Origin of the sequence: Streptomyces sp. C1-1, assembly GCF_050214755.1 — a bacterium.
Classification (GTDB): Bacteria; Actinomycetota; Actinomycetes; order Streptomycetales; family Streptomycetaceae; genus Streptomyces.
The window spans coordinates 4445005-4465381 of record NZ_CP189826.1; the positions used below are offsets into that span (position 1 = coordinate 4445005).

Here is a 20377-nt window from a genome sequence, read left to right on the forward strand (position 1 = left end):
CGTCACGTTTCGGTGCCGGTGTCGATGAGGATCTGTGCGGCCCGGGTGACGTTGTCGGCGCGCACCGCTTCGGCCATGGCGGCGCGTGCGGCCTCGGGTGTGGCGTGCGGCGGGATCACGAGGAGAGAGACGAGGTCCGCTTCACCCCGAGTGACGAGGACGGTGTCGTCCCCGACGGGGAACGAGTCGACGCGGACGACGTGGTCGCCGACTACCAGCCGCCTCGGCAATCCGTTCCAGGCACTCACGTCCAGGCCGACCCGTGTGATCGGGCCCAGCAGCCCGGTCAGCGCCGTGATCAGGCCGGGAAGCTCGACAGCGATGTCACGGGAGCGCGGCCACCATGCCCCGTCGAGAACGCCCTGGCGGTCTGCCGTGGTCTCCAGCCGTACGACGGCCGTACCGGGCTCCACGGGCCCGAGGGCGGTGTCCGGGAGCGGGGTCACCCGCCGGGAATCGGATCCGGTACCCATGGCACACCTCCCTCGACGTCGTCGACAGCGGCCGCCATGAGCGGCCCCGCGACCTCCTCGGTCGTGTCCGGGGGCACCACCAGCAGGTCCCAGCGACCCTGGCCGGGGGCCAGCAGGACGACGGTGTGCGGGGCGGAGGCGGCAAGGTTCCTGCTCAGCCGTACGACCTGGTTGGCGACGAGCATCCGGCCGGGACCGGCGGCCCATGTCTCCCCGTTGACGGTCACGCTGGCGACCTGTCCCCATTCCCGGGGCAGCCCCGCCAGCAGACGCGGGAGTTCCAGGAGAAGGTCGTTGGAGCGCGGCCACCACGCCCCGTCGATGGACCGGGGCAGACCGTGCGGTGCCAGGCGCAGACGCAGTACGGAGTCGGACGGAAGCGAGGGCTGGAGTGCGGTGGTCATGAGGGACTCCTGTCGACTGCCGTGCGTGAGCGGGTATTTGACGTCAGACGAGGCGGACAGCGACCCGGTCCCGCATCGGCCGGCGGACGACGTGAACCCGGTCCGGTCGCCTCCGGCCGTCGCGCGCTGCCACCAGACTGTCCGGTGTGCCGGTGTGAAGGGAGCGGTGTCCGTCGGAGACGCCGTGACGGGGGCTGACTGCCATGGACGGGGCTCCTGCCCTCGATGAGGCCGCTCGGACGGGTGGTGCGGCCGGGGTCACGGGCTGCCCCTGGGACGGATGGCGTGCCGAGGACGACTCATCGGTGACGACTCATCGGTTGCGCACGAAACACCCTGGTTCTCCTCACCTTACTCCTCGGGGGAGAGAACGACCGTGACGTGCTGGTAGGCGGCTTCCGGCAGGTGTGCACGGGCCGGCGGCGCTTTGACACCGACCGTTGCCGGACGTTGACTGGCAGGACGGTGCGGGACCGTAAGGGCGCGGACCAGGTCTCCGCAAGCCCGCTAGCAGACCGTCGAGAAGGCGAACGGCGCCTTCGGACGGTACCCCACTCCCAGGGAAGCGGTACACACGACGATGTACGACCAGACACGCGCCCAGCAGCCGGCTGACCGGCCCTCGGCCCCGGACGAACGCCGTGCAACGGGCCCGGAGCCGCTGCTCACCTCGGACGGACGGGAGGAGATCGCGCGCCGCCTCGGACATGCCGTCAACACCTTCGCGGACAGCCCGCGCGAGGCGCTGGAGGAGGCCGAGCTCGCCTTCGACGAAGCCACCGCCCAGTTGGCGAACGCCCTGGCGGAGCGGCGACGGTCCCTTCGTGCGAACTGGGCGGGACTCGACCCCGAAACGCGGTCCACCGAGCTGCGGTTGGCGCTGCGGGAGTACCGGGAACTCACCGGGCGGCTGCTGCGTGCATAGGCGGCCGCGGGACCTGCGGTGAGGCCGATGCCGGGCGCGGGATCGTGCCCGGCTCCGCTGCTTCCGGCGGCCGCCGCCGGTGACTAGGACCTGGGCGGCGGCCGTCGGGGCTCCCCGCGCGGGCCCCTCCCCCCTCGGGGGTGCACGATGCGGGAGCCGGGTGCCCCGCGCCGGACCATGCGGCGGTACAACGGAAGGTGACCGCGCCGGTCTCGCGACGAAGGGAAGCGACTGGGTGAGCACAGGACGGCCGGAACGGGCGGAGGAGCCGACTGCTCTGCTGAGGCCTGAAATCGGTCCTTGCCCGGGGTCATGGGGCACGGGCAGCCGTCGATGCTGCCGAACTGTGTGCGTCCGCCGCGGGATTCCGCGGTCGGCCGAACACCGTAACCCTACGTGTACCTGCCCCGGGTGAGAACCCTTCCGCACGTCCCGCTCGCCGGATCGCGGGGCGGAGTAGCTTGGAACGCACCGGGAGTCGCCCATACGCCGGCCCACCGTCGGCGTCGTTCTCGGCGCACCATGACACCGGTCCGTCTCGCGGCGGCCCGGGGACAGGGACGGCGACATGAACGCGTCCACCGGTCGACGCGCCCGGCCCCACCTAGAGGACCGCGCCCGGCCCTACCGAGAGAACCTCGCCCCAGCGCCTCCGGCCAGGCTCACCCTGCGCCCGCCGACCTTCCCGCCCGGTCCGGTGAGCGGCGCTTGGTGGCCACGCTCCGACGACCTGGCCGCCGAGCTGCCCGCTCTCGTAGAGGCGTTCGACACGGCGTGGGGCCGGGTGACGCGGATGGCCGCACACCGCAGCGTCTGGCGCGATGCGCCGTGCGACCTGCCGGTCCCCGGTCACACGGTGCGGGCCGCGTGGTACACGTCCGGTTTCGACCCGCACGCAGTACGGCTCTTCGCCTGCGGGGTCGGACGCCGTGACCTGCTGGTCGTCCCGCCCGGGACGGAGCAGACCACGGCACGACGGCTGATGAGTGCTGCGGCCGATCCCGCCCGCAATCTCACCGCGAGCGCGCTGCTGGACCTCTGACGGCTCGCCCCTCTCTCCACCGCTCTTTCTCTCTCACCGGGAGTAACCTATGGATACCGAGGGCTCTTCGCGCAGCGCGACCGGCGGTGCCGTTCCCGGCGAGCGTCCAACGGGCAGCCGTTCTCGGCTCCCGGGACGGGACCTCACGATGGAACCGCTACACACTCCGGCGGCGCCCGCGGATCCTCCACACACGTACCGCATGCCACTGCCCCGCCTGACTGTCACGCAGGGGTTCGGACATGGCCCGTTGGACGGAGCCTGGTGGCCGCGCTGCGAGGTGCTGGAACTGGAACTTCCCTCGCTCGTCGGCCTGTTGGAGCCTGAGCGGGGCGCGACCGTGCGCGTGACCGTGGACACCGCCCAGTGGCCCGACGCGCCGCCCACGGTCATGGCACGTGGCCGCGAGATCGCCGTGGAGGCGACGGGATCCTCCGATCAGACGCACTTGATCACCTTGGACGGCGACACAGTGGGATGTTGGGTGCTCCTGGTCATCCCGCCCGGGGAACCCGCGGACACGGCCGGTCGGCTGCTGCGCGCCGCCGGCCGGTACAACCTCACCGCTGTGCGCGGCGCGTGACGCCCGCGGGTGTTCGAGTGATCACCGTTTCGCCGCCGTCTGCCGACCGCCGGCCTCTCCAAACGGGATGCACAGATTCCTTGTCCTGGGGTAATAGTCGAAATATCGCCCCGACGATTTCGCACCGGCATCGGCGAGCGGGATCACAGATCCCGCGGTCTGGGATGTGATCGTGATGGACAACCCTCGAAACGGCACCCCCGTGCGGTTCGACGGGCACGTCGTCCCCGGTCGGGAACCGCTCCTGCACAAGATCAGCGAACTACAGAGGGAAATCGACCAGCTGCAAGAGGCTGTCGTCTCCCACGCCGTGGTCGATCAGGCCATCGGCGTGGTCATCGCCCTCGGCGGTCTGCGCCCCTGCCAGGGCTTCGAGGTGCTCCGCGAGGTCTCCCAGAGCACCAACGCGAAACTGCGCCAGATATCCGAGCTGATCGTGAACTGGGTCCACGGTGACCACTTGCCCGACGAGATTCAGGAGGCGTTGCAGAAGGCACTTACCGGCACAGGATCCATCTGAGGCGGAAACAGCTCTGCCGCCCGCGGTGTGTGCCGGACGGCAAAGCGGGCGGACGAATGCAATGCCGGCTCTTGTCCGAACCAACACGCGACGCGACCTCCGCCCATCGGGTCCCCCCCTCATCAGCACCGAAAACGTCGCGCCGAAATCTCGGTTCGCCCACACGGCGTGGCGCAGCGACCGTGAGCGCCCACCGCCTTCAGACGAGCACCAGCAGGCGGCGGGAGGTGAAACGCGATGGTCCCCGGGCATCGGCAGGGAGGCGGCGCCGGCCCCAGGACAGCAGTGCCCGGTGGGTCTCCGTGTCGCCTCGGTCGACCAGGGTGACACCCAGGGCGCCCGTGTGGTCGCCGAGCAGCCGCTTCTGCAGGCGCCGGGCGAGGTTCCAGTCGCGGCCCTGGTCCTGGGCACGCACCCGGCGCTCGACGAGGATGTCGGCGATCGCAGAGAGTTTCCCGGACACCGCCAGACGGAACGGACCCGCCGGAAGACTCGCATCGAGGCCCTGCCACCAAGGCCTGCCGTAGCGCACTGGGAAACCGTAGGCGCAAGCCGTGAACATCGTCGCACCAGGGGGACCCACGGCCTCCGCGACGAGCATGAGGTGAGGCTCCAGGCCGCCGCTGGCGTGACTCCTCGGGTGGGATCCGCTGGGATCCGACAGGACCGGAACAGAAGATCGCCGGGTGACCCGGCATATGCGCGGTCATGGGACGAACCTTGCTCCCCAACCGTGGTGAGGGTCGGCGGCCGGCGTCTGCGGATCGGCCGGGCTCACGCCGGGAAACGTACCGCGGCGTCGATGGCGGCCTGGGCTGTTGCCTGGTCCGCGAACGGACCGACGTGACCGAGTAGTTCGCGCCGCAGAGACTTGTGGAACCGCTCGATCTTCCCGGTGGCGGTCGGTGATCGGGGTTTGGCCAGCCGGGCGATGATGCCGTTCTCCCGGCAGATCCGTTCGAAGAGGACCTCGGCCGGGGGCGGCTTGGTGAAGCGGCCGGTGAACTGCCTGCCGTTGTCCGTCAACACCTCCGACGGCACCCCGTAGGTGGTTGCCGGTGATCAGCTTGCACATCGCGCCCGCTGGCCAGGAACCTCCCGGCGGCCAGCTACCCGAGGAACAGCCAGAAGCCGCTCAGGACGGGCCAGATGACGTTCAGGATGGTTTCACAGGGGGCGTCCTGCCATCTTCTCGAGCCGGGCGATGCGGTCCGCCATCGGCGGATGCGTCGAGAACATCTTGGACAGTCCCTGACCGGGACGGAAGGGGTTCGCGATCATCATGTGGCTGGCCGTCTCGATGCGCGGCTCGGGCGGCAGCGGCAGCTGCTTGGTGCCCGTCTCCAACTTGCGCAGGGCGCTGGCCAGGGCGAGCGGGTCGCCGGTCAGCTGGGCGCCGGAGGCGTCGGCCTCGTACTCCCTCGACCGGCTGATGGCCAGTTGGACGAGGGAGGCCGCGAGCGGGCCCAGGATCATGATGAACAGCATTCCGATGAGGCCGGGGCCGTCATCGTCGTCGGAGCGGCCGATCGGGATGAGCCAGGCGAAGTTGACCAGGAACATGATCACCGAGGCGAGCGCTCCGGCGACCGACGAGATGAGGATGTCGCGGTTGTAGACATGGCTCAACTCGTGGCCGATGACGCCACGCAGTTCGCGCTCGTCGAGGAGGCGCAGGATGCCTTCCGTGCAGCACACCGCGGCGTTGCGCGGATTACGGCCCGTCGCGAAGGCGTTGGGCGCCTCTGTCGGCGAGATGTACAGGCGGGGCATGGGCTGGCGTGCCTGGGTGGAGAGCTCGCGGACCATGCGGTAGAGGGCAGGGGCCTCGAACTCGCTCACCGGGCGCGCGCGCATCGCGCGTAGCGCCAGCTTGTCGCTGTTCCAGTACGCGTACGCGTTCGTCCCGAGGGCGACGAGAACCGCGACGACGAGCCCCATGCGGCCGAAGAAACTGCCGATGACGATGATGAGGGCGGACAGTCCTCCGAGGAGTACTGCGGTCCTTAGCCCGTTGTGCCGGCGGTGCACGGTACGCCCTCCAAGTGCTGCAGCAGGGGAACCCTTTGCTTGCGGATCTTGCTTGCTGTCTCCGGTGCCGCTGGTGCCGTGGTGTCACGTCCAGTGGACCCTCCTGTCCTGGTCAACGCCAGGCGAGGGTCACTAGTTCCCTTGTGCGTACGGCGGCATGCCTCCGCCGTCCGGGTGAGCGGCTCGGGACAGGAGCTCAGAAGAGGCCGGTGTCGGCGAAGCGCAGGACCAGCTGGGGAGCTCCGGAGAGGGCGACGCCGAGGACCCCGGTGAGGGCGATCGCCGCTGTCAGAGGCGCCGGGAGGCGGTGCTCGACGGGCTCGCCCTCCGGGGCCCGGAACAGCAGCGCGGTCCACTGGAGGTAGTAGAAGAGCGCGACGACGACGTTGACGGCCATGATCACGGCGAGCCAGCCGAGTCCCGCGTCGACGGCCGCCGAGAACACGGTGACCTTGGCGAACAGGCCGATGATGCCGGGCGGCAGTCCGGCCAGGCAGAGCAGGAAGAAGGCCAGGAGCAGGGCGGCGAGCGGGTTCCTGGCGTACAGGCCGCGGTAGTCGGTGAGGCGGTTGGCGGTCTTCGTGCGGCCCACCAGTGCGGCGACGGCGAAGGCACCGAGGTTCACGGCCGCGTACATGAGGGCGTAGGCGACGGTGGAGCCGACGGAGTGCTTCGGGTGCCCGGAGTACGCGGCCGCGGCGATCGGTACGAGGAGGTAGCCCGCCTGGCCGACCGACGACCAGGCGAGGAGGCGTACCGCGCTGTACGCGCGCGTGGCCTGCTGGCGCAGGGCGCCGACGTTGCCGACGGTCATGGTGAGGGCGGCCAGGGCGGCGAGGGCGGGGCCCCAGACGTCGGCGTACGACGGGAAGGCGACCACGGTGACGAGGATGAGGCCGGTGAAGCCGACCGCCTTGCCGACGACCGACAGGTAGGCGGCGATCGGCAGGGGCGCGCCGACGTAGGTGTCGGGGACCCAGAAGTGGAAGGGCACGGCCGCCGTCTTGAAGGCGAACCCGACGAGGGTGAGGACGACTCCGGTCTGGGCGAGGGTGTGGAGTTGGCCGTCGACGTGCTGGATACGGTCGGCGACCTGGGTGAGGTACAGGGTGCCGGTCGAGGCGTACACGAAGCTGATGCCCATGAGGCTGACGGCGGTCGCGGTGACCGACGACAGGAAGAACTTCAGTGCCGCCTCGGAGGACTTCCGGTCGCCGTGCCGGATGCCGACGAGGGCGAAGGCGGGCAGGGAGGCGACCTCCAGGGCGACGATCAGGGTCGCGAGGTCGCGGGAGGCGGGCAGGAGGGCGGCGCCGGCCGCAGAGGACAGCAGCAGGAACCAGTACTCCCCTTCGGGCAGTTGCCGGTCGGCGTCCCTCAGGGCCGTCACCGACAGCAGGGCCGCGAGGAGGGCGCCGCCGAACACGAGGAACTGGATGACGAGGGTGAACTCGTCCGCCGCGTAGCTGCACGCGTGCGTGCCGCCGACGCAGAAGGTGCTGCGGTCGTCGCCGAGGAGGGGCAGCAGCAGGAGTCCGGAGGCGGCGAGGCCGGCGACCGAGATCCAGCCCAGCAGCGGCTTCCTGGTCTCGCCGACGAACAAGTCGGCGACGAGGACGACGAGTCCGACGACGGCCGTGAGCGTGGGGGGCGCGATGGCGAGCCAGTCCACGGACTGGACGAGGTTCTCGGCCAGCGGCTGGGCCACGGAGCTCATCGGTTGCCTCCTGCGAGGAGCTGCTGCACGGCCGGGTCGGTAAGCCCGAGGAGGGCCTTGGGCCACAGCCCGGCGGCGACGGTGAGGGCGACGAGGGGCGTCCAGGCCGCGAACTCGTACGAGCGGACGTCGGTCAGCTGCGGGGCTTCCCGCGGTACGACGCCCATGCACACGCGCCGGACGACGACGAGCATGTACGCGGCGGTGAGGAGGGTGCCGAAAGCCGCGATGGACATGAAGGTGAGGAAGGCGGGCCGGCTGAGGTCGGCGGCGGGTTCGAACGCGCCGAAGAGGGCGAGCATTTCGCCCCAGAAGCCGGCCAGGCCCGGCAGGCCCAGGGAGGCGACCGCTGCGAAGGCGAGCAGACCGCCCAGGCGCGGGGCCCTGCCGTACAGCGCCGCGCCGGACTCCTCGGCGAGCGTGTCCAGGTCGGTGGTGCCCGTGCGGTCCTTGAGGGCGCCGACCAGGAAGAAGAGCAGGCCGGTGATGAGGCCGTGGGCGATGTTGGCGAACAGGGCGCCGTTGACGCCGGTCGGGGTCATGGTGGCGATGCCCAGCAGGACGAAGCCCATGTGGCCGACGGAGGAGTAGGCGATGAGCCGCTTGAGGTCGCCCTTGGCGCCCTGTTTGGCGAGGGCGAGGCAGGCGAGGGACCCGTAGATGATGCCGACGACCGCGAAGGCCGCGAGGTAGGGCGCGAAGATGCGGAAGCCGTCCGGGGCGATGGGCAGGAGGATGCGGACGAAACCGTACGTGCCCATCTTCAGCAGGACGCCCGCCAGGAGCACCGACCCGACGGTGGGAGCGGAGGTGTGGGCGTCGGGCAGCCAGCTGTGCAGCGGCCACATCGGCGTCTTCACCGCGAGCCCGATGCCGATCGCCAGAACGGCGATGACCTGCACGGATGTGGTCAGCGACCGGCCGTTGTCAGTGGCGAGTGCCACCATGTCGAAGGTGCCGGCCTTGATCCCGATCAGGAGCAGGCCCAGCAGCATGACGACCGAACCGAGCAGTGTGTAGAGGATGAACCGCCAGGCGGCCCGGGTACGGCCCTCGCCGCCCCAGCGGGCGATGAGGAAGTACATCGGGATGAGCACCGTCTCGAACGCCAGGAAGAACAGCAGCAGATCGAGGACGGCGAAGGTCGCGAGGGTGCCGGACTCGAGGACGAGCAGCAGCGCGACGAAGGCCTTCGGGGTCGGGCCCGCAGGCATCTTGAAGTACGAGTAGAGCGCGCAGAGGAAGGTCAGCAGCGCGGTCAGGACCAGAAGGGGGAGGGAGATGCCGTCGATGCCGAGGTGGATGCGCACGTCGAGTGCGGGGATCCAGCTGATGTCGGTCGTGGCCTGCATCTTCGACGGGTGGTCGTGGTCGAAGCCGAGCGCGAGGACGATCGCGGCGATGAGCACCACGCCGGTGACGGTCACGCCGTGGCGCAGGACGGCCTGCTCCGGGGACTTCCCCTTCAGTCCGGGCGGGGCGGGCAGGAGCGCGGCGACCGCGCCGAGGAGCGGTACGACGACGACGAACGCCAGAAGGAACTGCATCACGGACTCGCTGATATCGATCACGCCTGCTCACGCTCCCGTGGCGACGAGGAGGGCGGCGACCGCGAGGACGACGGTGCCGGCGAGCAGCGCGCTCACATAGGTCTGCACATTGCCCGTCTGGGCCCGCCGCACGGCGGCGCCCAGCAGCCGGGGCAGGGCGCCCGCACCCCGTACGTAGGTCTCGACGACCTCGCGGTCCAGGAAGCGGACGAGGCTCGCTCCGGCCTGGACCGGGCGGACGAAGAGGGCCGCGTACACGGCGTCGAGGTGGAAGCCGACGGCCGCGTGCCGGTGCAGCGGACCGAGCAGCAGCCGCCCGGGGTCGGCGGGGTCGGGCGCGTACGCCACTCCCCCGTATGCGGGCGCGTGGCTGGCGATGGCCTCGGCCTCGACCTGTCCGGCGTCGCCCTCCGGGTGGGCCGCGACCGCCCCGAGCGGCACGCGGGCCGCGAGAGCGGTGGTGTGGCGCCAGGCCGCGTAGGTGACGATTCCGCCGACCAGGGCGACGCCCGTGCCGACGACGGAGGTGGTCAGGGTCGGTGTGAGGTCGCGGCCGTCGAACCAGTCGGGCAGCGTTCGGTAGGCGAAGGCGCCGAGCGCGAGGGACGGGACGGCGAGCACCCACAGCACCACGGTCATGGTGAGGGGCTGCCTGCCGTGGTCGGGGGCTTCGGCGCCCCGGCCGTTGAAGGCCAGCAGCCACAGGCGAGTCGCGTACGCGGCGGTGAGGAGGGCCGCGAGCATTCCGGAGACGAGGATGATCCAGCCCGAGACACCGGGTGCGCGCTCGGTGTGGCCGTTGGCGACGTGCTCGGCGGCGCCCAGGACGGACTCCTTGGAGAAGAAGCCGCTGAATGGCGGGATCGCGGCGAGCGCGAGGAGCGCCACGGTCATCGTCCAGAAGGCGTCGGGCACGCGGTCGCGCAGCCCGCTCAGGCGGGACATGGCGGCCAGCGAGTTGGTGCCGGCGGCGTGGATGATCACGCCGGCCGCGAGGAACAGCAGCCCCTTGAAGGCGCCGTGCGTGAGGAGGTGGAAGACGGCGGCGGAGCGGTCGCCGACGGCGAGGGCGCCGGTCATGTAGCCGAGCTGGCCGATCGTCGAGTACGCGAGGACGCGCTTGATGTCGTCCTGGGCGAGCGCGGCGAGCCCCGAGCCGAGCATGGTGACGGCGGCCATGACGGCGAGGACGACCATCGCGGCCCGGGAGGCCTCGAACACCGGGAGGAGACGGGCGATGAAGTAGACACCGGCAGCCACCATCGTCGCGGCGTGGATCAGCGCGGAGACGGGCGTCGGGCCGGCCATGGCGTCGGGGAGCCAGGTGTGCAGCGGGAACTGCGCCGACTTGCCCGCGACGCCGGCCAGGAGGAGCAGGGCGATCACGGTCGGGTGGTCGAGTCCGCCGTGCGCGACGGTGCCGAGGATCGTCGTGATGCGGAAGGAGCCGGCCTGGGTGGCGAGGGCGAACAGGCCGATGAGGAAGGGGACGTCACCGAGCTTGGTGACCAGGAAGGCCTTGATGGAGGCGGCGCGGGCTTCCGGGGTCTCCCAGTAGTGGCCGACCAGGAAGTAGGAGCAGATGCCCATGACCTCCCAGCCGACCAGCAGCACGATCAGGTCGCCGGAGTAGACGACGAGCAGCATCGCGGAGGTGAAAAGGGAGACGAGCGCGGCGTAGGAGGGGTAGCGCGGGTCGTCGCGCAGGTAGCCAGTCGAGTAGATCTGCACGCAGGACGCGACGACGCCGACCAGGATGGCGACAAGGGCGGCGAAGCCGTCGATGTGCAGGGCGAGTTCGATGGGGACCGAGCCGGTGGGCGTCAGTTCGGTGTGGGCGTTCACGGCCTGGCCGCCGCCCTGGCGCACGGCGACCAGCACCGCCAGCACCAGGGAGGTGAGGGCCGGCAGGACGGCGAGCGGGCGGACGAAGCCGGGGGCCGTGCGGCCCAGCAGCAGGCCTGCGGCCGCGCCCAGGAACGGCAGGAGCGGTACGAGGACGGCGAGGGTGGTGGTGGTCACGCGGTGGCCTCGGCCTTCCCGGCCCCGTCGGCCGGTCCGGCCGTGAGGGCGTCGCTGTCGGGGCCGACCGTCTCGTGGCCCTCGGCGGTGTCGCGGAGCTTGTCGATGTCGGAGGTGCCGCGGTTGCGGTGGACGGCGAGGACGATCGCCAGGCCGATGCCGATCTCGGCGGCGGCGATGGCGATGGTGAACAGGGTCAGGGCCTGACCGGAGTGCAGCGTCTCCCGGGCGGCCTTGCTGAGCCAGACGTCGAAGGCGACCAGGTTCAGGTTGACGGCGTTGAGCATCAGCTCGACCGACATCAGGACGAGGATCGCGTTGCGGCGGGCGAGGACTCCGTACAGGCCCGTGCAGAAGAGAAGAGCGGCCAGGACCGCGGGATAGGCGAGATGCATCAGCGGGCGCCTTCCTGGTCGGCCGGGTGAGTGTCCGCGGCCGGGTGCGTGCCCGCGACGGGGTGAGTGCCCGTGACCGGCTTCGCCGCTCCGCTCCGCTTGGTTCCCTCGATCGGGTGATTACGGGAATCCGGGACAGATGGGGAACCACCGGTCGCCGCCCGGGAGTTCACAGGGGGAAGGCCCGACTCGGCCTTCGCCTTTCGGGACAGGACGATCGCGCCGACCAGAGCGGCGAGGAGGAGGACTGAGAGGGCCTCGAAGGGGAGGACCCAGTTCTGGAAGAGGCTCGCTCCGGTGACGGCGGTGGATCCGGCGGCCGGCCCGTCCAGATCGACCCAGGTGGTGCGGAAGGCGTCGACGACGACCCAGATCAGGGCGGCCGCGGCGGCGACGGCGACGGTGAGGGCGGCCCAGCGATTGCCGGAGTCGGCGTCCGGGGAGCGCCCGATGGGGGCCTTGGTGAGCATCAGACCGAACAGGAGGAGGACCACGACGGAGCCGACGTAGATGAGGACCTGCACCCAGGCGATGAACTCGGCGGTGAGCAGGAGGTACTCGACGGCGAGGCCACCGAGGGCGACCACCAGCCACAGGGCGGCGTGCACCAGTTGCCGGGTGGTGACGGTGACCAGCGCGGCGCCGAAGGTGGCCAGGCCGACGAGGACGAAGGCGATCTCGACACCGGTCGGCGAGAGGAAGCCGTGCTGCGCGGCGGCGAGATTCACGGCGGCCGGGTGGGCCAGGTCGGCCGAGAGGGTCACTGCTGTCCTCCCTGCGGGTCGGTGGACTCCGTCCGCGCCGCCGTGAGCTTCTCGGCGGTCTTGCGGGCGGCGGCGATCTCCTTCGGTTCCTCTGCGCCGGGGTCGAGGGCGGGCGGGGCCGGCACCGTCCACATCCACTCGCGGAGCTTGTCGCGCTCGTGGGTGAGTTCGCGGATGTCGGTCTCGGCGTACTCGAACTCCGGGGACCAGAACAGGGCGTCGAAAGGACAGACCTCGATGCAGATACCGCAGTACATGCACAGGGAGAAGTCGATGGCGAAGCGGTCGAGGACGTTGCGGCTGCGGTCACGGCCGCCGGGGGTCGCCGCCGGGACCGTCTCCTTGTGGGAGTCGATGTAGATGCACCAGTCCGGGCACTCCCGGGCGCACAGCATGCAAACCGTGCAGTTCTCCTCGAACAGGCCGATGACGCCGCGGGTGCGGGGCGGGAGGTCGGGCTGGGTGTCCGGGTACTGCTCGGTGACCGACTTCCTCGTCATCGTGCGGAGGGTGACGGCCAGGCCCTTGGCCAGGCCTGAGCCGGGGATGGGGGACATGGTTACCGGATCACCACCTTGACGATGCCGGTGAGGGCGATCTGGGCGAGGGAGAGGGGGACGAGGAGGGTCCAGGAGAGCTTCTGGAGCTGGTCCTCGCGCAGGCGGGGGTAGGTGACGCGGAGCCAGATCACGAGGAAGGCGAGGACGGCCGTCTTGAGCAGGGTCCAGACCCAGCCGAGGCCGTCGGCGCCCCAGGGGCCGTGCCAGCCGCCCAGGAAGAGGACGGTGGTCAGGCCGCACAGGACGATGATTCCGGCGTACTCGGCGAGGAGGAACAGGGCGAAACGCAGGCCGGTGTACTCGGTGTAGGCGCCGAAGATGATCTCCGAGTCGGCGACGGGCATGTCGAAGGGGGGCCGCTGGAGTTCGGCGAGGCCGGCGACGAAGAAGACGACCGCGCCGACGATCTGCCACGGCAGCCACCACCACTCGAAGGCATCGAGGATGCCGGGCAGGGAGACGGTGCCTGCGGCCATCGCGACGGAGGCGGCGGCCAGCAGCATCGGGAGCTCGTAGGCGAGGAGCTGGGCGGCGGTGCGCAGACCGCCGAGGAGGGAGAACTTGTTGGCGGAGGCCCAGCCGGCCATGAGCGAACCGAGGACGCCGACGCCCATCACCGCGAGGACGAAGAAGATGCCGGCGTCCAGGACCTGGCCGACGGCGCCCTCGTCCGGGCCGATGGGGATGGCGACGAGGACCAGGAGGTACGGGAGGAGGGCGACGGCCGGAGCGAGCTGGAAGATACGGCGGTCCGCGCCCGCGGGTACGACGTCTTCCTTCTGCGCGAACTTCACGCCGTCGGCGACGAGTTGGGCCCAGCCGTGGAAGCCGCCGGCGTACATCGGACCGAGGCGGCCCTGCATGTGGGCCATGACCTTGTGCTCGGTCTGGCCCACGATCAGGGGGAAGGTGAGGAAGACGACGAAGACGATCAGGAGTCGCAGGGCGACGTCGACGGCGTCGGTCACTGCCGGCCTCCTTCGGGGTCTTCCGGACTGCGGGTGTCGGGGGTGGAGTCGTCGGAGGTGGAGTCGTCGGGGCTCGGGCGCTCCGTGGAGTCGGGTTCGTCGAAGGCCGGGCGGGCGTGGTGCCAGGGGGCGTCCGTGCTGCGGGGGGCCTTGGAGGGCTTCGGCGAGGGCGAGCCCGTGGCACGCGGGGCCGCGGCGCCCCCGCCGGCAGCGGCTTCCGACTCGCCGTCCCGGTCGTCCCGTTCGTCCCGTTCGTCCCGCTCGTCCCGGTCACCCTGGTCAGCAGGGGTGCCCTGCTCGGCGCGGCTGCCCCGCTGGCTCGCCGAGCCCTCGCTCGCGCTGCGCGCACGGCGCCGGGCGACCGGCGCCCCCGGCGCGGAGGCTTCGGCCGTGCCGGGTGCGGGCTCGGAGGGGTCGGCCGCCGTCTGGCTCACGGATCCCGCGGCGGCCGACCGGGCACGCCGCGGCCGTCCCCCGGGCGCACCCGCAGCAGCGGCGGCGTCCGAAGCCGCGCCACCGACCGAGCCCGCAGTGCTCGCCGAAGCCGCGCCACCCACCGGGCCCGCAGCATTCTCCGAAGCCGCGTCACGGGTCGAGGCCGCAGCATTCTCCGAAGCCGCGTCACGGGTCGAGGCCGCAGCATTCTCCGAAGCCGCGCCACCGGCCGAGGCCGCAGCGCTCGCCGGACCCGCACCAGCCTCCACAGCTCCGCCGGTGCCCGCCGTTCCGCCCGTCCCGGCCGTTCCGCCGACCTGGCTCGCCGACCCCTCCGCGACCGACCGCGTACGCCGTGCCGGGCGTTCGCCTGCCGCGCGGACGGGGCGTTCGCCTGCCGCGCGGGCCGGGGCTCTCGTGGGGCGAGTCGGGGCTGGGGGAAGTTGGCCCTTCAGGGGACCCCATTCGTTGGGGTCCGGGACTCCCGGGGGGAGCATCTGGCGGCGCTTGGGGCCACCGTGGTCGGACTCGCCGGGCTCCTTGGCTCCGGGCCAGGCCTTGGCGACGCGGGCGGCGAGGACGAAGTCCTTGCGCAGGGGGTGGCCTTCGAAGGTCTCCGGGAGGAGGAGGTGGTCCAGGGCGGGGTGGCCCACGAAGTCGACGCCGAACATCTCGTGGGTCTCGCGCTCGTGCCAGGCAGCGCCCGCGTACACGCCGACGGCGGAGGGCAGGGCGGGGGCCTCGTGCGGGACCGTCGTGCGCAGGAGCAGGCGGCGGACCGGGGACAGGGCGACGACGTGGGCCGTGACGCGGAAACCCGTGCCCGGTTCGTCGACCGCGCTCAGCCAGTCGAAGTAGGTGCAGGTGAGGCGGTCACGGGCCGTTCCCAGCGCGGTGAGCCAGGAGGAGGGCGGCACGTCGACCGTCAGGACCTCGTAGGACTCCTCGGCCGTGGCGTCCGTACCGAACAGCTCCTCGACGGGGGCCGGGAGCCAGCCGACCGTGGTCATCGCCCGCCCTCCTCGCCGGCCTCGCCACTCTCGACGACCCTGCCAGCCGGGCCGACTGCACCAGCCTCGCCGGCCGCGTCGCCGTCGTCCGGCGCAGGAGCCGGCGGCTTCACCAGGCCGCTCTGCAGAGCGGCCGTCGACGGGCGCGCCGCGCCGTCGCCGTACCGCTCTCCCAGGGACTCTCGGGCGATCTTCTCCTGGAGCTTGAGGATGCCCTGGAGGAGGGCCTCGGGGCGGGGCGGGCAGCCGGGGACGTAGACGTCGACCGGGATGATCTGGTCGACGCCCTTGGTGACGGAGTAGGAGTCCCAGTAGGGGCCGCCGCAGTTGGAGCAGGCGCCGAAGGAGATGACGTACTTCGGTTCCGGCATCTGCTCGTACAGGCGCTTGACGGCGGGGGCCATCTTGTCCGTGACCGTTCCCGAGACCACCATCAGGTCGGCCTGGCGCGGCCCCGGGGCGAAGGGGATGACGCCGAGGCGGATGAAGTCGTGGCGGGCCATGGAGGCGGCGATGAACTCGATCGCGCAGCAGGCCAGGCCGAAGTTGAAGACCCAGAGCGAGTAGCGGCGGCCCCAGTTCAGGACCACCTTCATCGGCTCCGGGGCGAGGCGGGCGAGGGCACCCAGCCGCTTGGGCTCCGGCAGCAGGACCGGCTGCCCGTCGGTGATGTCGGTGTCTGGCGTCACGTCCATGCCAGAACGCCCTTCTTGTACGCGTAGAGCAGGCCGACGGTCAGGAAGCCGAGGAAGACGAACATCTCCACGAGGGTCGTCGCGCCGTAGCCGGGGGCGGCGAAGACCGTCGCCCAGGGGAACAGGAAGATCGAGTCGACGGCGAAGATGACGTAGAGGAAGGCGTAGACGTAGTAGCGGACCTGGGTGTGGGCCCAGCCCTCGCCGACGGGGTCGACTCCGCACTCGTACGTCAGGAGCTTCTCAGGGGTGGGGACCACCGGCCGCAGCAGCCGGCCCGCGCCGAAGGCCACGGCGACGAACAGCACGCCGACGACGGCGAGCAGCCCGACGACCGAGTACGACTGGAAGTAGTCCGCCGCGACCACGACGGTCGGTTCCCGCACGTCCGTCCCCTCACTCGTGTCACTCGATGCTGTTCGACGATCTGTACGCATCGGAGTCTAGGCCCTGATAAAGGGACGGTAAGCAGCCCGTCACGCCTCGAGATCCCGTCGAGATGCGTCGCGGGCGCGTGCCGGTGCGCGGGGGTGGGGTTTTCCCCAGTGAACGGGGGCGGCCGACCTCATGGCGCGGCTGCCCGCCGCGCGGCACGCTAGCCCATATGACCGAAGGATTCTCGCGCCCGGACCGGGCCCCGGAAGGCGCCGACGACCGTCTGCCGCCCGCCCGTCTCGCCTACGACCCGCACACCTGGAAGGAGATCGCGCATCTGCTGGCGAATCTTCCGCTGGCGCTGTTCGGGTTCGTGTACGTCGTGACGGTGCTGTTCACCGGGTTCTGGCTGACCGTGACGGTGATCGGGTTCCCGTTGCTGGCGGCCGGGCTGATGGGTGCGCGGCTGTGGGGGCGGCTGGAGCGGCAGCGGGCCAGGGCGCTGCTCGGGGTGCGCATCGACGAGCCCAGCCCGCTGCCCGGGCGGGAGGCCGCGGGGGGCCTGCTGCCTCGGCTGTGGATGGCGGTGAAGGATCCGGTCGCCTGGCGCACGGTGCTGTACGACTTCATCCGGCTGCCCTGGGGCATCCTCACCTTCACCGTCACGCTGACCTCGTTTTTCGTGCTGTGGCCGGTGCTGCCGTTCATCGCGCGGGGGCTGGCCAACGCCGACCGGGCGATGGTGCGCGGTCTGCTGTCGCCCTCCGACGAGCTGGAGCGGCGGATCGCGGAGCTGGAGTCGGACCGCGGCGTGGTGGTCGACACGGCGAACGCGGATCTGCGGCGCATCGAGCGCGATCTGCACGACGGGGCGCAGGCGCGCCTGGTCAATCTGGCGATGGGGCTGGGGCTGGCCAAGGAGAAGCTCCTGGAGGATCCCGACTCGGCGGCGGAGATGGTCGCCGAGGCGCACGGCGAGGTGAAGCTGGCGCTGCAGGAGCTGCGGGATCTGGCCCGCGGTATCCATCCCGCCGTACTGACGGACCGGGGGCTCGATGCCGCGCTCTCGGCGGTCGCCTCGCGCTGCACGGTCCCGGTGAAGGTGACGGTCGATCTCGGCTCCCGGCCCGCCGCGGCGATCGAGGGCATCGCCTACTTCACCGTCTCCGAGTTGCTGCAGAACGTCAGCAAGCACAGCGGGGCGAAGACCGCGTCCGTGGAGGTGTGGCGCGCCGACAGCCGGCTGCTCGTCCAGGTCGAGGACGACGGCCGCGGTGGCGCCCGCCTGGAGGGCGGCAGCGGCATGCGGGGCCTCGCCGACCGGCTGGACGCGGTGGACGGCCTGTTCGTCATCGAGTCGCCGCAGGGCGGACCGACGGTCGTGACGGCCGAGCTGCCGTGGCGGGACCGGCCCGCCGGCGAGAAGTAGCCGGAAACTCGCGCGCGAGGTAGGGAAAACCCCCCTTCCAAGAGGCCGACGGACTCCATGGTCCGCGGACCTGCGGTGCAGGAGTGTGGAGGTACGGCGGGACAGCCGCGGCCGAGCAGGTCGGGTGGACGAGTGGACGAGCAGAAACGGACGACGTCGATGGCCACGGACTACGACTACGGGCAGGACTACGGATCGGGTCACAAGACCGGGTTCGGGTACGCCGGGCGCAGCGGTGAGCGGCGGCATCGGCTGCCGGCCGGGCTGCGGGCGCCGTTCGAGGCGCGCAGCTGGCGCGAGTTCGGATACGTGCTGCTCAGCCTGCCGATCGGCATCATGCTCTTCGTGTACGCGGTCACCATGCTGTCGCTGGGGGCCGGGCTGCTGGTCACCTTCCTGGGGATTCCGGTGCTGGCGGCGGGGCTGGCCGGGTGCCGGGGGTTCGGGGCGCTGGAGCGGGCGCGGGCGCGGGGGATGCTGGAGCTGGAGGTGGCCGACCCCGAGCCGCTGCGGATGAAGAAGTCGGGGCTGATGGCCTGGATGGGGGCGGTGCTGAAGAGCGGCACGTCGTGGCGGACACTGCTGTACGCGGTGCTGCAGTTCCCCTGGTCGGTGTTCTCGTTCGTGGTCGCCGTCAACTTCTGGGCGTACGGGTGGGCGTTGCTGACGTATCCGCTGTGGTTCTGGGTCTTCCCCGTGTACGTCGGCCAGGGCGGCCTTCAGCTGTACGGCGACGCGCACCACTCGGTCTACCTCGACAACCCCTTCGAGATCACCGTCACGGCGCTGGTGGGGCTGTTGTTCACGCTGGCCACGCCGTGGATCGTGCGGGCGCTGACGATGGTGAACCGGCTGATGGTGCACGGACTGCTCGGGCCGTCGCGGCTGTCGGCGCGAGTGGTGGAGCTGGAGTCCGACCGGGGTGTCGTGGTCGACACGGCGGCCGCGGATCTGCGGCGCATCGAGCGCGACCTGCACGACGGCGCCCAGGCCCGGCTGGTGGCGCTTGCCATGGATCTGGGGCTGGCGAAGGAGAAGCTGACGGAGGACCCGCAGGCGGCGGCGCGCATGGTGGACGAGGCGCACGGCGAGGTGAAGACGGCGCTGCAGGAGCTGCGGGATCTGGCGCGGGGGATTCATCCGGCGGTCTTGACGGACCGGGGGCTGGACGCGGCGCTGTCGGCGGTGGCCTCGCGGTGCACCGTGCCGGTGCAGGTGGAGGTGGAGCTCGCCGAGCGGCCGGCGCCGGCCATCGAGGGCATCGCGTACTTCACGGTGTCGGAGCTGCTGCAGAACATCAGCAAGCACGCGCGGGCCACGTGGGCGGCGGTGGACGTGTGGCGGGTGGAGGACCGGCTGATGGTCCAGGTCATGGACAACGGTGTGGGGGGCGCGGACGCCTCCGCCGGGTCGGGGCTGGGCGGGCTCGCGGAGCGGCTGGACGCGGTGGACGGGATTCTGCTGGTGGACTCGCCGGCCGGCGGGCCCACGCGGGTGACCGCTGAGCTGCCGTGGCGGGGGGAGCGGGCGCTGGGCTGACCGCCGGACGGGCCGAGAACACCCCGGAACCCGTCGTACCGTGCACGCTTTCGCGTTGAATCACGTCTGCCGGGCACACCCGGGTCCGAATGCTGGAATGCTGGACTACTGGCATACGCAGTCGGGCTGGGGGGCCGGAGATCGTGGAGGACAGGGTGCGGGTGGTCATCGCCGAGGATTCAGTGCTGCTCAGGGAGGGACTGACCCGGCTGCTGACCGATCGCGGGCACGAGGTCGTCGCGGGTGTCGGCGACGGAGACGCGTTGATCAAGACGATCACGGAGCTGGACGGCCAGGGCGAGCTGCCGGACGTGGTGGTGGCCGACGTACGCATGCCTCCGACGCACACCGACGAAGGAGTGCGGGCGGCCGTGGAATTGCGGAAGTCCTATCCCGGTCTCGGGGTACTCGTACTGTCGCAATACGTGGAAGAGCGGTACGCCACCGAACTGCTGGCCGGTTCCAGCCACGGCGTCGGCTATCTGCTGAAGGACCGGGTCGCCGAGGTCCGTGAGTTCGTGGACGCGGTCGTGCGGGTGGCCCAGGGCGGAACCGCGCTGGACCCGGAGGTGGTCGCTCAGCTGCTCGGCCGGAGCAGGAAGCAGGACGTGCTGGCCGGGCTGACGCCACGGGAGCGGGAGGTTCTGGGGCTGATGGCCGAGGGACGTACCAATTCGGCGATCGCGCGGCAGCTGGTGGTCAGCGACGGCGCCGTCGAGAAGCACGTCAGCAATATCTTCCTGAAGCTCGGGCTGTCCCAGAGTGACGGGGATCACCGGCGGGTTCTAGCGGTACTCACGTACCTGAACTCGTGACGGGCCGACACTGAACCGAACCGTTCGCGGGGAGCGTCTTCAAGGGAAGCGCCGGGGGGCGAGAAATCATGACAAGTCATGGCGTCGCACCGTCTCAGAACCGTGTCCATCATGCGAATGGCCGA

At 71.0% G+C, this 20377-nt stretch carries 21 protein-coding genes and 1 pseudogene; 7 read left to right on the plus strand and 15 right to left on the minus strand.

Annotation, left to right across the window (positions count from 1 at the left end):
* Positions 1 to 2 precede the first annotated feature (2 nt).
* Both ACQF4J_RS20210 and ACQF4J_RS20215 read right to left on the minus strand, forming a co-directional pair.
* The gene (locus tag ACQF4J_RS20210) at positions 3 to 473 is read right to left on the minus strand and encodes a DUF5994 family protein (RefSeq protein ID WP_351575805.1); all 471 of its coding nucleotides are present in this window, start codon (positions 471 to 473) and stop codon (positions 3 to 5) included.
* On the minus strand, positions 443 to 877 hold the full coding sequence (locus ACQF4J_RS20215; protein WP_351575802.1) for a DUF5994 family protein: 435 nt from the start codon (positions 875 to 877) through the stop codon (positions 443 to 445). The genes ACQF4J_RS20210 and ACQF4J_RS20215 overlap by 31 nt, the downstream gene beginning before the upstream one ends.
* A 580-nt stretch (positions 878 to 1457) precedes the next feature.
* Here ACQF4J_RS20215 and ACQF4J_RS20220 point away from each other — a divergent pair.
* The 4 genes from ACQF4J_RS20220 (at position 1458) to ACQF4J_RS20235 (ending at position 3947) form a co-directional block, all read left to right on the plus strand.
* The gene (locus ACQF4J_RS20220; protein ID WP_351575799.1) at positions 1458 to 1802 is read left to right on the plus strand and encodes a hypothetical protein; all 345 of its coding nucleotides are present in this window, start codon (positions 1458 to 1460) and stop codon (positions 1800 to 1802) included.
* A 568-nt stretch (positions 1803 to 2370) separates the two neighbouring features.
* Positions 2371 to 2844, plus strand: a complete 474-nt coding sequence (locus ACQF4J_RS20225) for a DUF5994 family protein (protein WP_427166394.1) — start codon at positions 2371 to 2373, stop codon at positions 2842 to 2844.
* Positions 2845 to 3046: 202 nt separating this feature from the next.
* Positions 3047 to 3427, plus strand: coding sequence for a DUF5994 family protein (locus ACQF4J_RS20230; protein WP_351575793.1), 381 nt, complete (start codon positions 3047 to 3049; stop codon positions 3425 to 3427).
* 175 nt (positions 3428 to 3602) lie between these two features.
* Entirely contained in the window at positions 3603 to 3947 is a 345-nt protein-coding gene (locus ACQF4J_RS20235) for an ANTAR domain-containing protein (protein ID WP_351575875.1), read from the plus strand.
* Positions 3948 to 4146: 199 nt separating this feature from the next.
* Here the strand turns inward: ACQF4J_RS20235 and ACQF4J_RS20240 are convergent, their stop codons facing one another.
* From ACQF4J_RS20240 to ACQF4J_RS20300, 13 genes and pseudogenes are all read right to left on the minus strand, one after another.
* Complete coding sequence (locus ACQF4J_RS20240) at positions 4147 to 4410, minus strand: hypothetical protein (protein WP_351575790.1); 264 nt, start codon at positions 4408 to 4410, stop codon at positions 4147 to 4149.
* A gap of 326 nt (positions 4411 to 4736) precedes the next feature.
* A pseudogene (locus tag ACQF4J_RS20245) lies at positions 4737 to 4994 on the minus strand (integrase core domain-containing protein); the annotation flags it as partial.
* A gap of 120 nt (positions 4995 to 5114) precedes the next feature.
* Positions 5115 to 5978 carry a zinc metalloprotease HtpX gene (gene htpX / locus ACQF4J_RS20250; RefSeq protein WP_351802378.1) on the minus strand — a complete coding sequence of 288 codons (864 nt, stop codon included), beginning with the start codon at positions 5976 to 5978 and terminating at the stop codon, positions 5115 to 5117.
* Between the two features lie 196 nt (positions 5979 to 6174).
* Positions 6175 to 7695: an NADH-quinone oxidoreductase subunit N gene (locus tag ACQF4J_RS20255; protein ID WP_351575783.1), complete on the minus strand. Its 1521-nt coding sequence runs from the start codon at positions 7693 to 7695 to the stop codon at positions 6175 to 6177.
* On the minus strand, positions 7692 to 9266 hold the full coding sequence (locus ACQF4J_RS20260) for an NADH-quinone oxidoreductase subunit M (RefSeq protein WP_351575780.1): 1575 nt from the start codon (positions 9264 to 9266) through the stop codon (positions 7692 to 7694). The genes ACQF4J_RS20255 and ACQF4J_RS20260 overlap by 4 nt, the downstream gene beginning before the upstream one ends.
* A gap of 6 nt (positions 9267 to 9272) precedes the next feature.
* Positions 9273 to 11267: an NADH-quinone oxidoreductase subunit L gene (locus ACQF4J_RS20265; protein ID WP_351575777.1), complete on the minus strand. Its 1995-nt coding sequence runs from the start codon at positions 11265 to 11267 to the stop codon at positions 9273 to 9275.
* Positions 11264 to 11662, minus strand: a complete 399-nt coding sequence (gene nuoK, locus ACQF4J_RS20270; protein WP_272175244.1) for an NADH-quinone oxidoreductase subunit NuoK — start codon at positions 11660 to 11662, stop codon at positions 11264 to 11266. Before nuoK ends, ACQF4J_RS20265 begins: the two co-directional genes overlap by 4 nt.
* Positions 11662 to 12426 (minus strand): NADH-quinone oxidoreductase subunit J family protein, encoded by a 765-nt coding sequence (locus tag ACQF4J_RS20275; RefSeq protein WP_351575774.1) that lies wholly within the window; start codon positions 12424 to 12426, stop codon positions 11662 to 11664. The genes nuoK and ACQF4J_RS20275 overlap by 1 nt, the downstream gene beginning before the upstream one ends.
* Positions 12423 to 12983 carry a NuoI/complex I 23 kDa subunit family protein gene (locus ACQF4J_RS20280; protein ID WP_351575771.1) on the minus strand — a complete coding sequence of 187 codons (561 nt, stop codon included), beginning with the start codon at positions 12981 to 12983 and terminating at the stop codon, positions 12423 to 12425. Before ACQF4J_RS20280 ends, ACQF4J_RS20275 begins: the two co-directional genes overlap by 4 nt.
* A gap of 2 nt (positions 12984 to 12985) precedes the next feature.
* Positions 12986 to 13954, minus strand: a complete 969-nt coding sequence (locus ACQF4J_RS20285) for a complex I subunit 1/NuoH family protein (RefSeq protein ID WP_351575768.1) — start codon at positions 13952 to 13954, stop codon at positions 12986 to 12988.
* Positions 13951 to 15399, minus strand: a complete 1449-nt coding sequence (locus tag ACQF4J_RS20290) for an NADH-quinone oxidoreductase subunit C (protein WP_427166398.1) — start codon at positions 15397 to 15399, stop codon at positions 13951 to 13953. Before ACQF4J_RS20290 ends, ACQF4J_RS20285 begins: the two co-directional genes overlap by 4 nt.
* The gene (locus ACQF4J_RS20295; RefSeq protein WP_351575762.1) at positions 15396 to 16094 is read right to left on the minus strand and encodes an NADH-quinone oxidoreductase subunit B; all 699 of its coding nucleotides are present in this window, start codon (positions 16092 to 16094) and stop codon (positions 15396 to 15398) included. The genes ACQF4J_RS20290 and ACQF4J_RS20295 overlap by 4 nt, the downstream gene beginning before the upstream one ends.
* Entirely contained in the window at positions 16085 to 16531 is a 447-nt protein-coding gene (locus ACQF4J_RS20300; RefSeq protein WP_427166401.1) for an NADH-quinone oxidoreductase subunit A, read from the minus strand. Before ACQF4J_RS20300 ends, ACQF4J_RS20295 begins: the two co-directional genes overlap by 10 nt.
* Positions 16532 to 16698: 167 nt before the next feature.
* Here ACQF4J_RS20300 and ACQF4J_RS20305 point away from each other — a divergent pair, with 167 nt between their 5' ends.
* The 3 genes from ACQF4J_RS20305 to ACQF4J_RS20315 all read left to right on the plus strand — a co-directional run bounded on the left by ACQF4J_RS20305 (position 16699) and on the right by ACQF4J_RS20315 (position 20252).
* Positions 16699 to 17898 (plus strand): sensor histidine kinase, encoded by a 1200-nt coding sequence (locus tag ACQF4J_RS20305; RefSeq protein ID WP_427166403.1) that lies wholly within the window; start codon positions 16699 to 16701, stop codon positions 17896 to 17898.
* Positions 17899 to 18057: 159 nt separating this feature from the next.
* Positions 18058 to 19437, plus strand: a complete 1380-nt coding sequence (locus ACQF4J_RS20310; protein WP_351802446.1) for a sensor histidine kinase — start codon at positions 18058 to 18060, stop codon at positions 19435 to 19437.
* A gap of 155 nt (positions 19438 to 19592) precedes the next feature.
* Entirely contained in the window at positions 19593 to 20252 is a 660-nt protein-coding gene (locus ACQF4J_RS20315; protein WP_351575870.1) for a response regulator transcription factor, read from the plus strand.
* The last annotated feature ends 125 nt before the right edge of the window (positions 20253 to 20377 follow it).